We start from the raw sequence: 16,733 nt of genomic DNA on the forward strand, positions 1-16,733 counted from the left end.
TTCACAGTCATCATGTGGCCAGACTGAGCCCACCAGTTTCTCCCGGTCTGATGCACCGCTCCGACACGCCGGGAGGCTTGGAGAACCGACATCCCGGCACACACCAAGTCCACAAACTCGGTGCGTGCGCTCAGTGGATAAGACTTGACCATAGAACACTCCATCAATTCAGAGCGTTGCTACGACCATATGACTCCACCGCGCTTTTAACGACAACAATTGCGAGTCAGTTGGGTGGGTCTGGCGGGGTTTGATGTTAACTTCGGCGATGCTTGGACTTCCCGTTGACGTCGCCTTTTGTGCATAGCTTGGCCGTCATCGCACCCGAACCATGATGGAGTCCCTCATGCCTCTGCCCACGCCTGCCCGCAAACCTGCCCGAATCCTCGGTGCCGCTGCTGCCCTTGCCCTGCTTTCCTGCTCAGCCTTGGCCGGCACCGCCTTTGCGTCGCCCTCCGCCGAGGACCACAGCAACTCCGGCCAGGAATCCTTCACCTTCGGCGTGATCGGCGATGTGCCCTACGGGGCGGACCAGGTTGAGGACTTTCCGGAAATGGTGAGCGAATTGAACCAGGTTGATGAGCTGCGCTTTATCACCCACGTGGGAGACATCAAGGCCGGCTCCGCCCAGTGCACCGACGAGTACTTCGCCGCAATCAAGGCCCAGTTTGATCGCTTCGAGGCTCCGCTGGTTTACACGCCCGGCGACAATGAATGGGTGGACTGCCACCGGGTCAACAACGGTTCCTATAATCCTTTGGAGCGCCTGGACGCACTCCGCGAGCTGTTCTTTTCCGAGCCCGGAAAGACCCTCGGCGGAAACATGCCCGTGAAGTCTGAAGTGACGGCGGGGCTGCCCGAGAACGTTACGTTCACCCAGCAGCGCGTTGCCTTCTCCGTGGTCAATGTCCAGGGATCGAACAATTCGCTGCTGCCTTGGTCCGGACTAGGCCTGACGGAGCCAACAGCTGAGCAATTCGCTGAAGTCCAGGCCAGGACGGCCGTCGACGTCGCGCAACTTGAGCGGACGTTCGCGGATGCCAGGAAGTCCAACGCAAGGGCCGTCGTCGTTATGACGCAGGCCGACATGTTCGATCCCTACATGCTTTCGCAGGGGGTCACGGAAAATCCTGAACTAGTAAGCGGATTCCGGCCCATCGTGGATGCCATCGCCGAAGGCTCCAGGCAGTTCGGCGGCCAGGTGTATCTGTTCAACGGCGACAGCCACATCTACAACGACGATTCGCCCTTGGCGGAGGGATCGCCGTGGCTGAATGTCTACGGCCAGGAAAGTCTGGACAACCTGCGCCGGGTGACCGTTGAAGGGGCGGCGACCTCGAACGAATGGCTGCGCGTCAGTGTGCAGCCGAACGCTGACAGCAGCGGTGGACTCCTTAGCTGGGAGCGCGTGCCATATAGCGCCAACTGATGACCGACCCTGTCAGTTCAGGCCGAGCTCATCCTTGCCGAAGGCGAACAGGTACGGAACACCCGCCTCTGCTTCGATCTTTTCCTTGGCACCGGTGTCCCGGTCCACGATCACTGCGACGGCAACAACATTTCCGCCGGCCTTGCGAACACCCTCGACGGCGGTCAGCGCCGAGCCGCCCGTGGTGGACGTGTCCTCAAGGACAACCACGTTGCGTCCTTCAACGGAAGGGCCTTCGACTTGGCGGCCCATCCCGTACGACTTCTGCGCCTTCCGGACGACGAACGCGTCAACCGCGCGTCCGGCGTCGGCGGCTGCGTGCATGACGGCCGTACCGACGGGGTCGGCACCCATAGTGAGGCCGCCAACGCACTCAACATCCACGCCGGCGTCGTCGATGAGCTGCAGCATGACCTGGCCCACCAGCTTGGAGGCCTCGTGGTGGAGAGTGACCCGGCGAAGGTCGATGTAGTAGTCGGCTTCGGCACCGCTGGAGAGGATCACCTTGCCGCGGACCACGGCCAGATCCTTGATCAGTTCAAGCAAGCGGGCACGGGCAGTGGAGGTATCAACGGTGGAAGTCATGGTTTCCATTTTAGGGGTGCTTCCGGGGGCTCCCTTTCGCCCCGGCTACTTCAGTAGGGCAACGTCAGAAACCAGTTCAATGTGCGAGAGCATAGCGGCGGCTGCAGCATCCGGGTCCTGGGCGCGAATGGCTTCGGCAATCTTCCGGTGCGAGGCGAGCGACTGCTCCGGCCTGCCTGGCTGCCCCAGCGATTCCATCCGTGTTTCCAGGACCATCTCGGCAATGAAGGCCATCAGCTGCCCGAGCACCGAGGAGTGGGCGGCGACCGTGACGGCCTGGTGGAACAACTCATCCCCCCGGGTCCCCCGGTCTCCCTTGGCGATTTCTTCCCCCATCACGTCCAAGGCGGCATCAATTGCTTCAAGGTCCTCGTCCGTGCGGCGGGCCGCGGCAAGGGAAGCCAGCTTCACCTCAAGGGTGCTTCGGGCCTCTACGATGTCCGGAAGCCGGCTCTGGTGCTCACGGAGCCCCTTGATGACTGACGCCACGCTGGGACGGCGTGCCAGTACTGCGCCTGTTCCGTGCTGAACGTCAATAACGCCCAGCACCTCTAGCGCGACAAGCGCCTGGGCCAGGGTGGCGCGGGAAACTCCCAGCCGCTCGGCCAGGTCACGTTCAGCGGGCAGCAGGTCCCCCGGACCCAGCTTCGCGGATTCGATGTACGCCAACAGTTGTTCGACCAGCTGTTCGTAAAGCCGCGGCCGTGAAACGCGTGCCAATCCTTGCGCTGTCTTCTCCATCTGAGCCCCTTCACTTCGTCTCGGTGACTCCAACAATACATCGAAGGCGTATTGACAAACACACCCACTGTCTAAGAGGCTAGTCCAGTGAGCCAGTTACTCACGTCACACTCTTTGACCTTGGAGGACCAACGATGTCCGCTCCTGTCTTATCAATCATCATCCTGGCGGCCATGTTCCTGCTCGCCACCGTCCTCCCCCTGAACATGGGGGCCCTTGCCTTCGTTGGCGCCTTCCTGTTGGGCAGCGTCGTCCTCGGGATGTCCACCAGCGACATCCTCGCCAATTTCCCCGGCGGACTGTTCCTGACCATCGTCGGCGTCACGTATCTTTTCGCCATCGCCCAAAATAACGGCACAATCGACCTTCTGGTCCGAGGGGCCGTCAAGTTAGTGGGCAGTCGCGTGGCCCTGATTCCTTGGGTCATGTTCGCCATTACGGCGGTCATCACCGCTGTCGGCGCCCTGTCTCCCGCCGCCGTCGCCATCATTGCACCCATCGCCTTGAGCTTTGCCGGCAAGTACAAAATCAGCCCTCTGCTCATGGGCATGATGGTCATTCACGGCGCCCAGGCTGGCGGGTTCTCACCCATTGCCGTGTATGGGGTGACAGTCAATGGCATCATCGCCAAGACGGACCTCGAATTCAGCCCGACGGCGCTCTTCCTCACCAGCCTGGCGTTCAACTTCCTGATCGCAGTGGTGCTCTTCGTAGTTCTGGGTGGGCGGACGCTCATCTCGTCCCGGGTTACATCGTTCGTAGAGCAGGCAGCGGAAGCGCGCATGGCCGTGAGCGTCGCCGCCCGTGGTGGTTCCGACGTCGCTTTCAAGGGCTCCGGATCCGGTACGTCCGGGCCGAAGGATCCTGCAGGCGACGGCGTCGCCGCCACCAACGGCGTGGCCGCTAAGAGCGCCGTCGCCAGCGAGACCGTCGCCAGCGAGACCGCCGCCGCCAAGAGCCGTGCGGAACAGCTGCCGCAACTGGTAACGGTCGCCGGGCTGATCGCCCTCGCTGTTATGGCGCTGGGGTTGAAGATGGACGTCGGCTTCGTCTCCATCACTATCGCCATCGTGCTGTCCCTTGTCTCGCCCAAGGCCCAAAAGGGCGCCATCAACAAGATCAGCTGGTCTACGGTCCTGCTGATCTGCGGGATGCTCACGTTCGTGGGTGTCCTTGAGGAAGCGGGGACTATCGAGTTCGTCTCCAATGGTGTGGCCAGCCTGGGGATGCCGCTCCTGGCAGCCCTTCTCATCTGCTACATCGGGGCCGTCGTTTCCGCTTTCGCCTCCTCCACGGCGATCCTTGCGGCTCTCATCCCGCTCGCGGTGCCGTTCCTCTCGTCAGGCGAAATCGGCGCAACGGGTGTGATCTGTGCTCTGGCCGTAGCTGCCACGATCGTCGACGTCTCGCCGTTCTCCACCAATGGCGCCCTGGTCCTTGCCAACGCACCTGAAGACGTGGACAAGGACAAGTTCTACAAAAAGATCCTTGCCTACAGCGGGATCGTCATCATCGCAGGCCCGCTGCTGGGCTGGCTGGTGATGGTGGTTCCCGGCTGGCTGTAGCCGCAGCTAGTCCCGCGGCCGCTGACAGAGATTATCGAGCAACTGAAGGAGCTCAACTTCCATGAGCGCAACAAGAAGTGAACGCGGCAAAGGCCCTCTTTCCGGCCACCTGGTGGTGGACCTGAGCCGGGCATTGGCCGGCCCCCATGCCGGAATGATGCTGGCCGACCTCGGCGCACGCGTGATCAAGGTCGAGAACCCCGGAACGGGTGACGATACCCGCGGCTGGGGACCACCGTTCGTCGGACCGGAGGACGACCCGCAGGCCACCTACTTCCTGTCCTGCAACCGCAACAAGGAGTCCATCGCCCTGGACCTCAAGAGCGACGACGGGAAAGCCGTACTCCGCGGGCTGCTGGAGCGGGCCGACGTCGTGGTTGAGAACTTCCGGCCCGGCGTCATGGACCGCCTCGGTTTCTCCCCCGCGGTGATGCACAAAACCAACCCGCGCCTGGTCATCCTTTCCATCACCGGCTTCGGACACGACGGGCCTGAATCCCATCGCAGCGGTTACGACCAGATCCTCCAAGGCGAGGCGGGACTCATGTCCCTGACCGGTTCCGGACCGGACGACCCGCAGCGGGTCGGCGTCCCCATCGCGGACCTGCTCTCCGGCATGAACGGTGCCTTCGGCGTACTGGCAGCATTGATCGAGCGGGCCCGGACAGGAAAGGGCCAGCTCGTCCGGACCTCACTGCTGGCTTCGCTGATCTCCGTCCACGCCTTCCAGGGGACGCGGACCACCGTGGCTGGCGAGGTTCCTAGGGCGCAGGGGAACCATCACCCCTCGATCGCCCCTTACGGTCTTTTCCGCTGTCGCGACGGCAGCGTCCAAATCAGTGTCGGCAGCGAAAAGCTCTGGGCCGCCTTCGCCGCCGCGTTCGGGCTCCACGCCGGGGCGCCCGAATTTGCGAACAACGCGGCCAGGGTGCGGAACCGGCAAAAGGTGATCGACGCCGTCGAGGGCGCCTTCTGGAAGTACCGCGCCGGTGAGCTTCTGGAGAAACTGAACGACGCCGGCATACCCGCCGGCAAGGTCCGCACCCTTGATGAGGTGTACTCGTGGGAGCAGGTCGCTTCGCAGGGGCTAAAGGTCGACGTCGACCATCCGCTGCTGGGGAACGTCACCTTGCCGGGGCCTCCCCTGAGGTTTTTCGCGGGCGACGACTCGGCGGAGACCACGCTCACTCAGCACCACGCGCCGCCGCTGCTCGACGCCGACGGGGAGGCCATACGGGATTGGCTGGAACTGAGTATGGCCGAGGCCGCAGAGGCAGTCGCAGAAAGGGCCAGCTAGCATGCCGACACAAGAAAAAACCAGGCACCTGACAGCCGTTGAACTTCTCACAACCGTGCTGGATCCAGGCACCTTCACACGCTGGGACGCTCCTCCCGAGCAGCCGCCGCATAGCATCGACTACGCCCGCGATCTTGCCGCGGCTCGCGAGAAAAGCGGCCAGGATGAATCGGTGATCACGGGATCAGGGCTCATTCGCGGCCACCGGGTAGCCCTGATTGTCAGCGAATTCGCCTTCCTGGCGGGATCAATCGGACACGCGGCCGCGCAGAGGATCGTCCAGGCGGTGGAACGCGCCACCGCCGAAGGACTCCCATTGCTGGCTGGAACAGCGTCCGGCGGCACCCGGATGCAGGAAGGAACGCCCGCTTTCCTCTCCATGGTCAAGATCACCGGAGCCGTGCGGGCACACCGCCAGGCCGGGCTTCCCTACCTGGTGTACCTTCGCCATCCAACGACCGGTGGAGTGATGGCATCCTGGGGCTCCTTGGGGCATATCAATGTGGCAGAGCCTGGAGCCCTCCTGGGATTCCTTGGGCCCCGGGTCTATGAGGCCCTTCATGGGGAACGCTTTCCGGAAGGTGTCCAGGTGGCTGAGAACCTGTTCACAAAGGGCCTTATCGATGCCGTAGTTGAGCCTGCCGAACTGCCCAACCTCATCGACCGGGCGCTGAGGATACTCATGCCACCGACGCCAGGGCCCATTTCTCCGCCGTCGACGCTCACAGTAGGCCCGTCGTCGGCCGATGCCTGGACTTCGATCCGCATCTCCCGCAACCCGAGGAGGCCTGATCTCCGGCAGCTACTCCGCTACGGCGCCGACGACGCGTTGCCACTTAATGGAACCGGCCAGGGCGAGAAGGACCCGGGACTCCTGCTTGCCCTTGCCCGATTCGGTGGACAGTCCTGCATTGTCCTGGGTCACGCGCGGCCCTTGCGCGGCAACGGGGCAGATGGGAGCAACGGTGCAGATGGAAGCGACGGGGCCGATGGAAGCGACGGGGCCGAAATGGGACCAGCTTCCTTGCGGGAAGCCCGGCGCGGCATGCGACTCGCCGAAGAGCTGCGCCTGCCCCTGCTCACGGTGATCGACACCGCCGGAGCCGAGCTTTCCAAGGAATCGGAGGAAGGTGGGCTTGCCGGAGAGATTGCCAGGTCCCTGTACGAGCTGATCGGCCTGCGATCTCCTTCAGTATCGGTACTTCTTGGACAGGGCGCTGGCGGTGGAGCACTCGCGCTTCTTCCCGCAGACCGGACCATTGCGGCGCAGCATGCCTGGCTATCCCCGCTTCCGCCCGAAGGGGCCAGCGCCATCGTCCATCGGACACCGGATTTCGCCGCCGCCATGGCCCAGGCCCAAGGGGTCAACGTCGCCGGCCTGCATGCCAGCGGCCTGGTGGACCACGTTGTGGACGAAAGAGGCACGGTGGATGGGATCGGGGATGCCGCGCTGGAGCAGCGTGAGTTCTGCCGACGCATGGCGGGGGCCATTGAGTACGAACTCAAGTCTTTGACGTCACGGCCCGTGGAACGGCTGCTGGCGGACCGCTTCCGCAAATACCGCTCGCTCGGCGCGTGATTCCAGCGCGCCTGATTCCAGCCATTCAAGGACGGAGTCCACAATCGCAGGGACTTCGAGCGCAATGTCGACGACGAGCCCACGCTCCCCCGCCCTGAGCGGTTCCAGGGTGGCAAGCTGCGAGTCCAGGAGCGCCGGAGGCATGAAGTGTCCTGGACGCGACTTCATGCGCTCGAAGAGCAGGTCGCGGCTGCCATCCAGGTGCACGAAGAGCACCGAAGGATCCTGTTCCCGAATGATTTGCCTATAGGAGTACTTCAAGGCGGAGCAGGCAATAACGAGGTCAGAGGCGGACGCCTCCATGAATCGTCGCCCGATTTCCTGCAGCCATGGGGTCCGATCTGCATCATTCAGGGGGATCCCGGAAGACATTTTGGCTATGTTCGAGGACGGGTGGAGCGAATCGCCATCAATGAAGGCTGCGCCAATACGTTCGGCCAGGGCCTGACCGACGGTGCTTTTGCCGCAGCCGGCCACTCCCATCACCACAACATGCTGGTGGGAGTTGCCCGCTGGCTGGAGATCACCAGTCATGGACGGTCCCGTCCACGAGGCGGTTGTAGGGCAGGTAGGCCTGCTGGTACGGGAAGGCGTTGGCCGCTTCCTCGTTGAATTCAACGCCGATGCCCGGCTTGTCGCCGGGGTGCAGGTAGCCGTCCACGAACGTCATGGACTGCTCGAAGACCTCGTTGGTCTTGTCCGAGTGCTGCATATACTCCTGGATGCCATAGTTGTGGATGGCCAGGCCAACATGCAGCTGGGCGGCGAAGCCCACCGGCGAGATGTCCGTGGGGCCGTGGAAGCCGGACTTGATCTGGTACTGGGCTGCAAAGTCCATGACCTTCTTCAGCGGCGAGATGCCACCGAAGTGGGTGGATGCTGCACGGACGTAATCGATCAGCTGTTCCTTGATGATGGTCTGGTAGTCCCACACGGTGTTGAAGATTTCGCCGATCGCCAGCGGAGTTGTGGTGTGCTGACGGACCAGGCGCAGGGCTTCCTGGTTCTCGGCCGGCGTGCAGTCCTCCAGCCAGAAAAGGTCGTACGGTTCCAGGGCCTTGCCAAGCTTGGCGGCCTGGATCGGGGTCATCCGATGATGGCCGTCATGGAGCAGCGGAAGTTCCGGCCCGAACTCGTTTCGCACCGCCTCGAACACCGAGGGAAGGTGGCGCAGGTAGGCCCGGGTGTCCCAGTCCTCCTCCACAGGGAACGCACCGCGCCCCGCGGGCTCGTAGTCATACCGCTCCCCCGAAGCCTGCGCCTGGGCAGCCACGCCATAGAGCGCCTTGATCCCGGGGACGGCCGTTTGGATCCGCACCGACTTGTAGCCAAGCTCCAGGTGCTCGCGGACCGAATCGAACAGCGCGGGAATGTCCGCCCCTGAGGCGTGCCCGTAGGCTCGCAACCCATTGCGGGACGCCCCGCCCAGCAGCTGGTAGACCGGCATGCCGGCCAGCTTGCCCTTGATGTCCCATAAAGCCATGTCGACGGCGGCAATGGCCGCCATGGTGACCGGCCCGCGCCGCCAGTATGAGGACCGGTAGAGGAACTGCCAAGTGTCCTCGATCCGCTGCGGATCCTTGCCGATCAGTAGCTGCGCCACATGTTCCTTCAGGTACGCGGCGACGGCGAGCTCCCGGCCGTTCAGCGTGGCGTCACCGATGCCGGTGATACCGTCCTCGGTAGTGATCCGCAGGGTCACGAAGTTCCGGGACGGGCTGGTCACGAAGACTTCCGCGGCGATGATTTTCATGTGGTCGGGATTCCTTTCGGAAAAATGTGCTGTCAGGTTTATGGGTTGGCGGGCGTGTAGGCCCCGGTAAAGGTCCCGCAGAGGCTGCGTACGAGCGCTGTGATGCCAGGGTCCCTGGCCAGTTCGGGGCTGACGAGGCTGAGCAGTGCAGTCAACCGGCGGTCTCCGTCCTGCGAATTAGCTGAGGCGATGTCGGCCGCCAGGGGATCGTGGATGTCTGAAGTGGCGCCCACGTAATCGATCCAGGCCGCAATCATGCGGGCTGCGCCCTCGCCCGTCCGGCCGACGGCGCGCTCCGCCCGGAGCACGGGGACAGCCCGCATCCGCAGCTTGGTGGTGCCGTCCATGGCGATCTGGGACAAATGGTGGGCGATCCTTGAGTTGCTGAAGCGCTCAAGTAGAGCAGCGCGATACTCGGAGATGCGCAGCCCAGGTCCGGTTAGGTGGGCGGACGCTTCGTCCCACAAAGCTTCAACCGCGCTCAGGCAACGCCCGTCGCCCAGCGCCTCGGCGACGGTGGTGTGCCCCACAAGCCCGCCGGCATAGGCCAGCATGGAGTGCGCCCCGTTGAGCAGCCACAGCTTCCGGTTTTCGTACGGCTCGATGTCATCCACAAAGAGGGCACCGGACTCCTCCCAACGCGGACGCCCGGCTGGGAAGCCCCCGCTAAGGATCCAGTTGTGGAATGGTTCTGCCACCACTGGCGTAGTGTCCCGGTGGCCGCAGGCTTCGGCGACGGCAGCAACGTCGGCCTCTGTGGTCCGCGGCGTGATCCGGTCCACGGAGGTGCCCACAAAGCTCACGTTCTCCTTGATCCAGGCAGCCAGTCCCGGATCCCAAGCCTCAGCCATGCCGCAGACCGCAGCACGGGCAACATTCCCGTTGTCGGCCAGGTTGTCGCAGCTGACGACGGCGATCGGCCCACCTCCCACAGTCCGCCGCGCGGCGAGGCCAAGGACCAGGCGACCAAGCGGCGTCGCCGGCGTGCCGCCGTCGGGCTCCCGGAGGGATTCAATGTCAGCGGCGACGGCGGACGAAGAATTGTCCAGCGTGCCGTCACGACCGAGCCCGTACCCTGCCTCTGTGATCGTGAGGGTGACGATGGCGGTAGCCGGTGCGGCGAGCAGCTCGGCGAGGCGTCCGACGTCGGCCCCGTCCGAGGCTTCCACGATGCTGCCGATGACTTCAAAGGAGTCGCCGTCGTCGGAGCGTTCTATCAGCGTATACAGCCCGTCCTGCGCTGCGAGGGCAAGGGCGGCATCGGGCCTCCGGCCCGTGAAGGCGGCGATCCCCCACTCCGCGGCGTCCGAGGCATGCTGCGTGTACCAGGCCTGGTGGGAGCGGTGGAAGGCACCAAGACCCACATGCACAATGCGCACTGGCGCCTTTGGGAGCGCATTCGGTCCGCGGCTGAGCGCGGGGAGCTGGGCAGCGGTCACAGTTTGAACACCCGCCTCGGCGCGGCATCGACGACGTCGACGATCAGTTCGTGCGCCCGGTCTTCGCTGATGCGGTGCTCCGCGACCAGCCGGGCCAGGAAGGATGCTTCGATCCGTCGGGATGTGTCGTGCCGGGCCGGAATGGAACAGAATGCGCGGGTGTCGTCGATGAATCCCGAGGAGCGCGAAAAACCGGCTGTCTCGGTAACCGCTGACCTGAAGCGCAGCATGGCATCTGGAGCATCGAGGAACCACCAGGGCGCGCCGATGTAGACGGACGGATAGAAGCCCGCCAAGGGTGCGAGCTCCCGCGAAAACACGGTCTCATCGAGCGTGAACAGGACCAGATGGAAGTCCTTGGCGGTACCGAAGTCCTGCAGCAGCGGTCGGACGGCCTCGGTGTAGTTCACGGCGAAGGGGATGTCATGTCCGGTATCCGCACCGTAGGCCTCGAACGTGGGGCCATGATGGTTGCGGTAGGAGCCGGGATGAAGCGTCATCACGAGTCCGTCCTCCACCGACATCCTGGCCATCTGATAGATCATGTGGGCCTCAAAGACGTCCCTGTCCTCCGCGGAGGCCTTACCTGCACGCGCTCTCTCAAAGAGACGCCCGGCCTCGGCGGCGTCCAGTTTGAGCGTGGCTGGAGTTCGCACGCCGTGGTCCGCGGAAACGGCTCCGTGCTCCACGAAGTAGCGGCGCCGGCCCTCCAGCGCGGCGAGGTAGCCTGCATAGCCCGAAGCGCCGTCACCGGCTGAGGCAATCAGCCGCTCAACGTTTGCCTGCCACTGGGGGTGGGCAATGTTCAAGTACTGATCCGGGCGGAACGTGGGCAGGACACGGCCGGCAAAAGCAGGGTCGTCGGCCAGGGCTTCGTGGCTTTCGAGCGCGTCCAGGGGATCGTCCGTGGTGGCCAGGACCTCGATGTTGAATTCCTTGAACAGCTGCCGTGGCAGGAACCCGGGCTCCTCCAGCTTGGCGGAGATGGCGTCGTAGATCCGGTCCGCGTTCTCCGCGCTTGGCTCTTCGCGCAGGCCGAAGACATGCTCGAACTCCTGGCGGAGCCAATACCCGGAAGCCGTTCCCTCAAAGAGCGGCCAGGCCGTACAGAAGTTTCGCCAGATGGCGCGGGAGTCGGCATCAGCGCCGCCCAGCCCCGAAGCGCCGCCCAACCCCAGCTGATCGAGCGGGACACCGCCGGCGTGGATCACCCGCGTCACGTAGTGGTCCGGCGTGACCAGCAGGGCCGCGGGGTCGGGGAACGGGTGGTTCTGTTCGAGCACGGCCGCGTCAACATGGCCGTGCGGGGAAATGATCGGGAGGCCCTCCACTCGCGAATGGAGGGAGCGCGCTATCCGGCGTACTCCGGGATCCGCGGGGAAAAGCCGATCGGGGTGGGCTGCTATGGGCTGTGGCGTCAGCGGCTGTGGCATCAGCGCACCCCGGCGCCGGTAGCCAGGCCCGCCAGCGCCGCGGTGCGGCGGAGGTATTCAAGGTTTCCGGCAGTGCGTTCCTTGAGGGGCAGCTCAGTGGAGAAATCCTCCACAGTGACCCAACCGTCGTAGCCGAAGTCCGAGAGGGCCTGGAAGTAGTACAGTACGCTTCCTTGCCCGGACTGAAGGGGCGCCCACTCGTTGCGGTACACCGCTGCGCCCGAGGCGTCCGGCTCGTCCTCGCGAACCCACACAGCGTTCTTCACGTGGACATGCGCCAGATACTCGCCCAGCATTTCGAAGGCAGGCAGATAGTCCTCCTGGCCTTCGATCAACAGGTTGCCGAGGTCATGGATGACACCAACGTGTCGCGGATCCAGGCCTTCAAGAAGGCGCAGCGCGGATGACGCGGAAGCCGTAATGGTGCGGTGGTGAAGTTCCACCAAGGCCTTGACCCCGTGGTGGGCGGCTCGCTCGGCCACCCATTCGAAATCGCGCCGGGCGCTGTCGAACAGGACCGGAAAGGGGATCCCACTTGGTCCTTCCGAACCCCAGCCTGCTGTGCCGAGCGGCGGCGTCGTCACACGCACTTGGCCCGCGCCCAGCGCAGCCGTCGCCGCAAGCATGCGTTCGACGTCGTCGTGGTTGTCACACCGGGCGTAGCCCCCGAGGCCGGAGAATTCCAGGCCGGATTCCAGGGTGATCCGAGCAATCCTATCCAGGTTCCCTTCGAGGCCAGTCATGGGTACGGTCGCCTTGTTTCCCGCCCAGAAGCCGGATTCGGGTGCATCGGGCTGGTCTGTAACGCGCCATTCGATGCCGTCCCACCCTTGTCCAGCAAGGACGGTGACGGCCTCCTCAGGGGTCCAGTCTGGAGTGGAGGCGGTGAACACTGAGAACTTCATCGGTTTCAGACGCTTTCTGTAGCTGTGTTGCCGGTTCGGACTTCGAGGTCGTTGTACTTACCTGCCAGAACATCCTCGAACAGAACGGGCTGGTTCAGGGTGGCCGACACGTAGACGGCCCGGACAGTGGCAAGGGCGTTGACGGCGTCACTCACGGTTACCCCGGGGGCTCGGCCGTCCGCGATCGCGCTCAGGATGTCGCGGTATTGCCGCACGTGGCCCGCTGGGTAGACGGTAGGGTCCTTGGCCTCGTAGTCCTCGGCCGGATATTTGGCCTGTTCCTGCTCGGCCTGGTTTCCGCCGCCCTGCAGCCCCATGTCCGAGGTCTCACTGGAGGCGTCGGAGCTGTGGAAGTAGTCCAGGCGGTCGTTGTCGATCACGGCCGATCCTTCCGACCCCATCAGCTGCAGCCGAACGGTCAGCCCAGGGTAGGCGGCGGTGGTGGCATGCAGCACGGCGAGTCCGCCGTTTTCGAAGGTCACGGTGGCAACGGCGGTGTCCTCCACCTCGATCCGTTCATGCGCCAGGCGGCCGGTACGAGCATTGATCTCCACCGGTCGCCCCATGTACCACAGCAGCAGGTCCACGGTGTGGACGCCCTGGTTCATGAGGGCACCGCCTCCGTCCATTGACCAGGTGCCGCGCCAGTCGCCTGAGTCGTAGTAGCGCTGGCTGCGCCACCACGCCACCGATGCGATGGCGGAGGTGAGCCGACCGAATCGGCCGTTTGCGACGGCGTTGGCCACGGCGACGCTGGCCTGATCGAAGCGATGCTGGCTGATCACGGAGGCAACGACGCCGTTCCGGGCGGCAGCCTCGGCTGCTGCCTCGATTTCCTGGGCACGGCTCAGGTCCACATCCAGCGGCTTTTCGATCACGGCGTGCTTGCCCGCCGCGAGGACCTCGAGTCCCTGCTGGATGTGCAGTCCGCTGGGGGTGGCGAGAGCCACCAGGTCGATGTCCTCGGCGGCGAATGCCTCGGCGATGGTTGTGTGGATGGCTGGCCGCGGGCGTCCGCTGTCCTCGATGAATGCCGCCAGTGTTTCGGCGGCGTCCGGAATGGCGTCTATGAGCGCCACGATGGCCACATCCGGAAATTCCTGAAGCGCAACGGCGTGAGTGCGTCCAATCACGCCGCACCCGGTGATAGCGACTCTGATGGTGTCTTTGAGGTTCTCGTTCATGCTGTCTGGACTCCTGCTTCTGCCGTAACTTTTGCGAATGCCCTGGCCGCGATGCCGAAAGCGGTGGGGCCGGAGAATCCTCCGAGTCCGTGTGCACCCGCCAGATGCGGCTCGAGGGAGGCGAATCCGCTGTAGCCGTCGGCCTTGAGCGCCTCAACGGTGCGCAGCAGGTCGCCGTCGCCCTCCCCCGCCGGAACCACGTGCCCGTTAGAGAAGAGGGCATCCTTCACCTGCAGGTATTCCAGGTGCGGCCGAAGCTTTTCGTAGCCCTCGTCGAACGGCTTCACGCCTACCTGGACGAAGTTGGCCGCATCCCACGCGACCTTCAAGGCCGGGGAGTCCACTGTTTCAATGATGTCCAGCACGCGATCGGGAACGTCACCGAAGATGTCTTTTTCGTTCTCGTGCAACAGGACCACTCCGGCTTCCTCGGCGACGGCGGCCAGCGCGCGCATCCGCTCCATGACGTCGTCACGGATGCTCTCCACCGGAACTGATTCGCCGTAGTAGAAGGAGAAGATGCGGATGTATTTTGCGCCAAGCACCTTGGCAGCGTTTACAGCGCGGCGCAGCCGTTCCACCTCGTGGTCCACTGGAAGGCTGACATCGACTTTTCCGATGGGCGAAGCGATGGCCGAGACCTTCATGTCCTTCTCCGCCAGCAGTTCTTTCAACCTTGCCAGCTGCTCATCGGAGAGATCCACGATGTTGGTGCCCCACGCGCTGCGGACTTCGATGTGGTTGGCTCCGAGGGCCTGGAGCACTGCGATCTGTACCGCGGGGTCGTCGTCGATCTCATCCCCGAATCCCGACAGCAGCCAGGTGGTCTGGTTGTCCGAAACCATGTCTATTTAACTCCTCCGGCGGTCAGGCCGCCCACTAGATATCGCTGGAAAATCAGGTACAGGATGACCACGGGCGCAGCGCACACAAGGGACGCCGCCATCATCTGGCCATAGAGCGGGATGGCGCCGCCCTCTTGGGACGCACCGAAGACTTGGAGCGCGACGGCGGCCGTCTGGCTTTCCGGTCGCGTCATCACCGAGGCGAACAGGACGTCGTTCCAGCCCAGCAGGAACGCGAAGATTCCGGAAACCACGATGCCGGGCCAGCTGAGCGGCAGGATGATGCGCACCAGCACGCCTACGTTGCTGGCGCCGTCGATCCTGGCGGCTTCCTCAAGTTCACGCGGCAGCCCACGCAGGTAAGTGACCATCACCCACGTGGAAAAGGGCATTGCGAAGGTCAGGTACGTGACGAAGAGGCCCCATTGGGTACCGATCACCTGAATCCCGAGGTAGCTCGCGGCCGAGGAGAACAGGACGAAGACCGGCAGGACCATGAGTGTTCCGGGCACCGACTGCAGGGCCAGCAAGCCGCGCAGGATGGTCAGGCGCCCGCGGAATTGGTAGCGGACCAGTACATACGCGGTTGCCACCGACATTGCTGCCGAGACAACTGCCGTTGCGCCGGCAACGAGCACGCTGTTTGCCAGGCCGGTAGCCAGGCCAACGCTGGACCAGATCTTGGTGTAGTTCTCGAGGGAGAAGCTGGAAGGCAGGAACTCCCCGTTTGCGACGCCAATGTCCGAATTAACCGAGGCCAGGAAGATATAAGCCACGGGAATCAGGACCACCGCACAGAGGAAGACCAGGATGATGGCCAGCAATGGTCCGGGCAGCAGCCTGGTCACTTCGTGCTGGCGCCTGGAGCCGGGGCGGAATTCCTGGCTGGACGCGGTGCGTACGGGGGTTGCGGTGGCGCTCACTTCTTTCCTCCGGGAGTCTCGGCGTCGTCGAGCTTGACGGCACGCAGATAGACGAACAGCGGGATTGCGATCAGCACGAGCGACACGAACGCCATAGCCGCGCTTAGTCCAAATCGGAAGCTCTGGAAGCTCGTGACATACGTCAGGATCGGAAGGACCTCGACGTCGGCCGGCGCCGGAACGCCGAACAGGACGAACGGCAACGTGAAGTTGTTGATGTGGTGCAGCATGCCGATCAGGAACGCCAAGGACAGCGGCCCTTTCAAGTACGGGAACACCACATACCTGAGTTTGTTCCACCACAGCGCGCCATCCAGGGCCGACGCCTCATGGACCTCATGGTCCACCGACTGCAGTCCGGAAAGGGCCAGCAGGTAGATGAACGGCCATGATGCCCAGATCTGCACCAGGATGAGCGTCCAGTAGGTCTGCGGGCCGTTGAGCCAGAGGCCGGCGTCGATCCCTATGGTCCCCAAAGCGGAGTCAACCACGCCGTTCGGCTGGAACATTGTGCGCCAGACGGTCGCGACAACGAAGGAAGGCAGGACGTAGGGAATAAGGAACACGGAACGGATCAGGGCCCTGCCCTTGAACGCGTTCTGGGTTGCCACGGCGGCCGCGATGCCGAGGGGAAGGGTCACAACCATGGCAATTAGCGAGTAGCTGACGCTGAGCCAGACGGAACGGAGCAACGGGGAGGAAACCAGGGCCTCCACGAAGTTGTCCACTCCAATGAAGGGGGCGCTGACCCACCTCCGCAGGGTGTACTGGTCCAGGTCGAGGCCGGCCATGTAGATGCCGAGCAGGAGGGGGACCACGATGATGACCACCATCAGCAGCCCACCCGGGATCAGCATCCACAGGGGACGGTTGCGTTCACTCAGGCCTTTGCGGCGGGCCCCTGGCGGCTGCGATCCGCCAGGTGCGGCCCGGGGGACTTCGCCCTTTCGGGGCCGGGCAGTCGGTGCCGGAGTTGCTGGCTTGGAGGATCCGGAGGCGGATCCTGTCGTGGTCCTAAGATCCTTGAAGGAGTCGGTGGACATTGGATTTCCCGC

Annotated in this window: 15 protein-coding genes; 4 read left to right on the forward strand and 11 right to left on the reverse strand. The window is 64.0% G+C overall.

Annotation, left to right across the window (positions count from 1 at the left end):
• Positions 1–346: 346 nt before the first annotated feature.
• Positions 347–1,429: a hypothetical protein gene (locus J7E82_RS15060; RefSeq protein WP_214864025.1), complete on the forward strand. Its 1,083-nt coding sequence runs from the start codon at positions 347–349 to the stop codon at positions 1,427–1,429.
• A gap of 12 nt (positions 1,430–1,441) precedes the next feature.
• Here the strand turns inward: J7E82_RS15060 and pyrE are convergent, their stop codons facing one another.
• Entirely contained in the window at positions 1,442–2,014 is a 573-nt protein-coding gene (gene pyrE, locus J7E82_RS15065) for an orotate phosphoribosyltransferase (protein ID WP_214864027.1), read from the reverse strand.
• A 45-nt stretch (positions 2,015–2,059) separates the two neighbouring features.
• Entirely contained in the window at positions 2,060–2,755 is a 696-nt protein-coding gene (locus J7E82_RS15070) for a FadR/GntR family transcriptional regulator (protein WP_214864029.1), read from the reverse strand.
• Between the two features lie 134 nt (positions 2,756–2,889).
• Between J7E82_RS15070 and J7E82_RS15075 the strand changes: the two genes are divergently transcribed.
• The 3 genes from J7E82_RS15075 to J7E82_RS15085 all read left to right on the forward strand — a co-directional run bounded on the left by J7E82_RS15075 (position 2,890) and on the right by J7E82_RS15085 (position 7,196).
• Positions 2,890–4,320 carry an SLC13 family permease gene (locus J7E82_RS15075; RefSeq protein WP_214864031.1) on the forward strand — a complete coding sequence of 477 codons (1,431 nt, stop codon included), beginning with the start codon at positions 2,890–2,892 and terminating at the stop codon, positions 4,318–4,320.
• 61 nt (positions 4,321–4,381) lie between these two features.
• Positions 4,382–5,617, forward strand: a complete 1,236-nt coding sequence (locus J7E82_RS15080) for a CaiB/BaiF CoA-transferase family protein (RefSeq protein WP_214864033.1) — start codon at positions 4,382–4,384, stop codon at positions 5,615–5,617.
• Between the two features lies 1 nt (position 5,618).
• A complete protein-coding gene (locus tag J7E82_RS15085; RefSeq protein ID WP_214864035.1) occupies positions 5,619–7,196 on the forward strand; it encodes a carboxyl transferase domain-containing protein in 1,578 nt (525 codons plus the stop codon).
• On the opposite strand, the gene J7E82_RS15090 is transcribed toward J7E82_RS15085, so the two are convergent.
• Genes J7E82_RS15090 through J7E82_RS15130 form a run of 9 tightly spaced genes read right to left on the reverse strand, consistent with a single transcriptional unit; the run spans position 7,134 to position 16,721 of the window.
• Positions 7,134–7,730, reverse strand: a complete 597-nt coding sequence (locus J7E82_RS15090) for a gluconokinase (protein ID WP_251041946.1) — start codon at positions 7,728–7,730, stop codon at positions 7,134–7,136. The two genes, J7E82_RS15085 and J7E82_RS15090, sit on opposite strands and share 63 nt — an antisense overlap.
• The gene (manD, locus tag J7E82_RS15095; RefSeq protein ID WP_214864037.1) at positions 7,720–8,949 is read right to left on the reverse strand and encodes a D-mannonate dehydratase ManD; all 1,230 of its coding nucleotides are present in this window, start codon (positions 8,947–8,949) and stop codon (positions 7,720–7,722) included. Before manD ends, J7E82_RS15090 begins: the two co-directional genes overlap by 11 nt.
• Positions 8,950–8,987: 38 nt before the next feature.
• Complete coding sequence (locus J7E82_RS15100; RefSeq protein ID WP_214864038.1) at positions 8,988–10,388, reverse strand: mannitol dehydrogenase family protein; 1,401 nt, start codon at positions 10,386–10,388, stop codon at positions 8,988–8,990.
• The gene (uxaC, locus tag J7E82_RS15105; protein ID WP_214864040.1) at positions 10,385–11,821 is read right to left on the reverse strand and encodes a glucuronate isomerase; all 1,437 of its coding nucleotides are present in this window, start codon (positions 11,819–11,821) and stop codon (positions 10,385–10,387) included. Before uxaC ends, J7E82_RS15100 begins: the two co-directional genes overlap by 4 nt.
• Positions 11,821–12,726, reverse strand: a complete 906-nt coding sequence (locus J7E82_RS15110; protein WP_214864042.1) for a sugar phosphate isomerase/epimerase — start codon at positions 12,724–12,726, stop codon at positions 11,821–11,823. The genes uxaC and J7E82_RS15110 overlap by 1 nt, the downstream gene beginning before the upstream one ends.
• Before the next feature lie 5 nt (positions 12,727–12,731).
• Positions 12,732–13,910 carry a Gfo/Idh/MocA family protein gene (locus J7E82_RS15115; protein ID WP_214864044.1) on the reverse strand — a complete coding sequence of 393 codons (1,179 nt, stop codon included), beginning with the start codon at positions 13,908–13,910 and terminating at the stop codon, positions 12,732–12,734.
• Positions 13,907–14,755 carry a sugar phosphate isomerase/epimerase gene (locus J7E82_RS15120; protein WP_214864046.1) on the reverse strand — a complete coding sequence of 283 codons (849 nt, stop codon included), beginning with the start codon at positions 14,753–14,755 and terminating at the stop codon, positions 13,907–13,909. The genes J7E82_RS15115 and J7E82_RS15120 overlap by 4 nt, the downstream gene beginning before the upstream one ends.
• 2 nt (positions 14,756–14,757) lie before the next feature.
• Entirely contained in the window at positions 14,758–15,678 is a 921-nt protein-coding gene (locus tag J7E82_RS15125; protein ID WP_214864048.1) for a carbohydrate ABC transporter permease, read from the reverse strand.
• Positions 15,675–16,721: a carbohydrate ABC transporter permease gene (locus tag J7E82_RS15130; protein WP_214864050.1), complete on the reverse strand. Its 1,047-nt coding sequence runs from the start codon at positions 16,719–16,721 to the stop codon at positions 15,675–15,677. The genes J7E82_RS15125 and J7E82_RS15130 overlap by 4 nt, the downstream gene beginning before the upstream one ends.
• Positions 16,722–16,733 lie beyond the last annotated feature (12 nt).

Origin of the sequence: Arthrobacter sp. ISL-30 (assembly GCF_018613855.1) — a bacterium.
Taxonomy (GTDB): domain Bacteria; phylum Actinomycetota; class Actinomycetes; order Actinomycetales; family Micrococcaceae; genus Arthrobacter.

What these genes read in the sequence shown, in the direction of transcription:
- J7E82_RS15115 (WP_214864044.1), bottom strand. Translation starts at nt 13,910, where the DNA reads ATGAACGAGAACCTCAAAGACACCATCAGAGTCGCTATCACCGGGTGC.
- J7E82_RS15120 (WP_214864046.1), bottom strand. Translation starts at nt 14,755, where the DNA reads ATGGTTTCGGACAACCAGACCACCTGGCTGCTGTCGGGATTCGGGGAT.
- J7E82_RS15090 (WP_251041946.1), bottom strand. Translation starts at nt 7,730, where the DNA reads ATGACTGGTGATCTCCAGCCAGCGGGCAACTCCCACCAGCATGTTGTG.
- J7E82_RS15075 (WP_214864031.1), top strand. Translation starts at nt 2,890, where the DNA reads ATGTCCGCTCCTGTCTTATCAATCATCATCCTGGCGGCCATGTTCCTG.
- uxaC (WP_214864040.1), bottom strand. Translation starts at nt 11,821, where the DNA reads ATGCCACAGCCGCTGACGCCACAGCCCATAGCAGCCCACCCCGATCGG.
- J7E82_RS15070 (WP_214864029.1), bottom strand. Translation starts at nt 2,755, where the DNA reads ATGGAGAAGACAGCGCAAGGATTGGCACGCGTTTCACGGCCGCGGCTT.
- manD (WP_214864037.1), bottom strand. Translation starts at nt 8,949, where the DNA reads ATGAAAATCATCGCCGCGGAAGTCTTCGTGACCAGCCCGTCCCGGAAC.
- J7E82_RS15060 (WP_214864025.1), top strand. Translation starts at nt 347, where the DNA reads ATGCCTCTGCCCACGCCTGCCCGCAAACCTGCCCGAATCCTCGGTGCC.
- J7E82_RS15110 (WP_214864042.1), bottom strand. Translation starts at nt 12,726, where the DNA reads ATGAAGTTCTCAGTGTTCACCGCCTCCACTCCAGACTGGACCCCTGAG.
- pyrE (WP_214864027.1), bottom strand. Translation starts at nt 2,014, where the DNA reads ATGACTTCCACCGTTGATACCTCCACTGCCCGTGCCCGCTTGCTTGAA.
- J7E82_RS15085 (WP_214864035.1), top strand. Translation starts at nt 5,619, where the DNA reads ATGCCGACACAAGAAAAAACCAGGCACCTGACAGCCGTTGAACTTCTC.
- J7E82_RS15080 (WP_214864033.1), top strand. Translation starts at nt 4,382, where the DNA reads ATGAGCGCAACAAGAAGTGAACGCGGCAAAGGCCCTCTTTCCGGCCAC.
- J7E82_RS15130 (WP_214864050.1), bottom strand. Translation starts at nt 16,721, where the DNA reads ATGTCCACCGACTCCTTCAAGGATCTTAGGACCACGACAGGATCCGCC.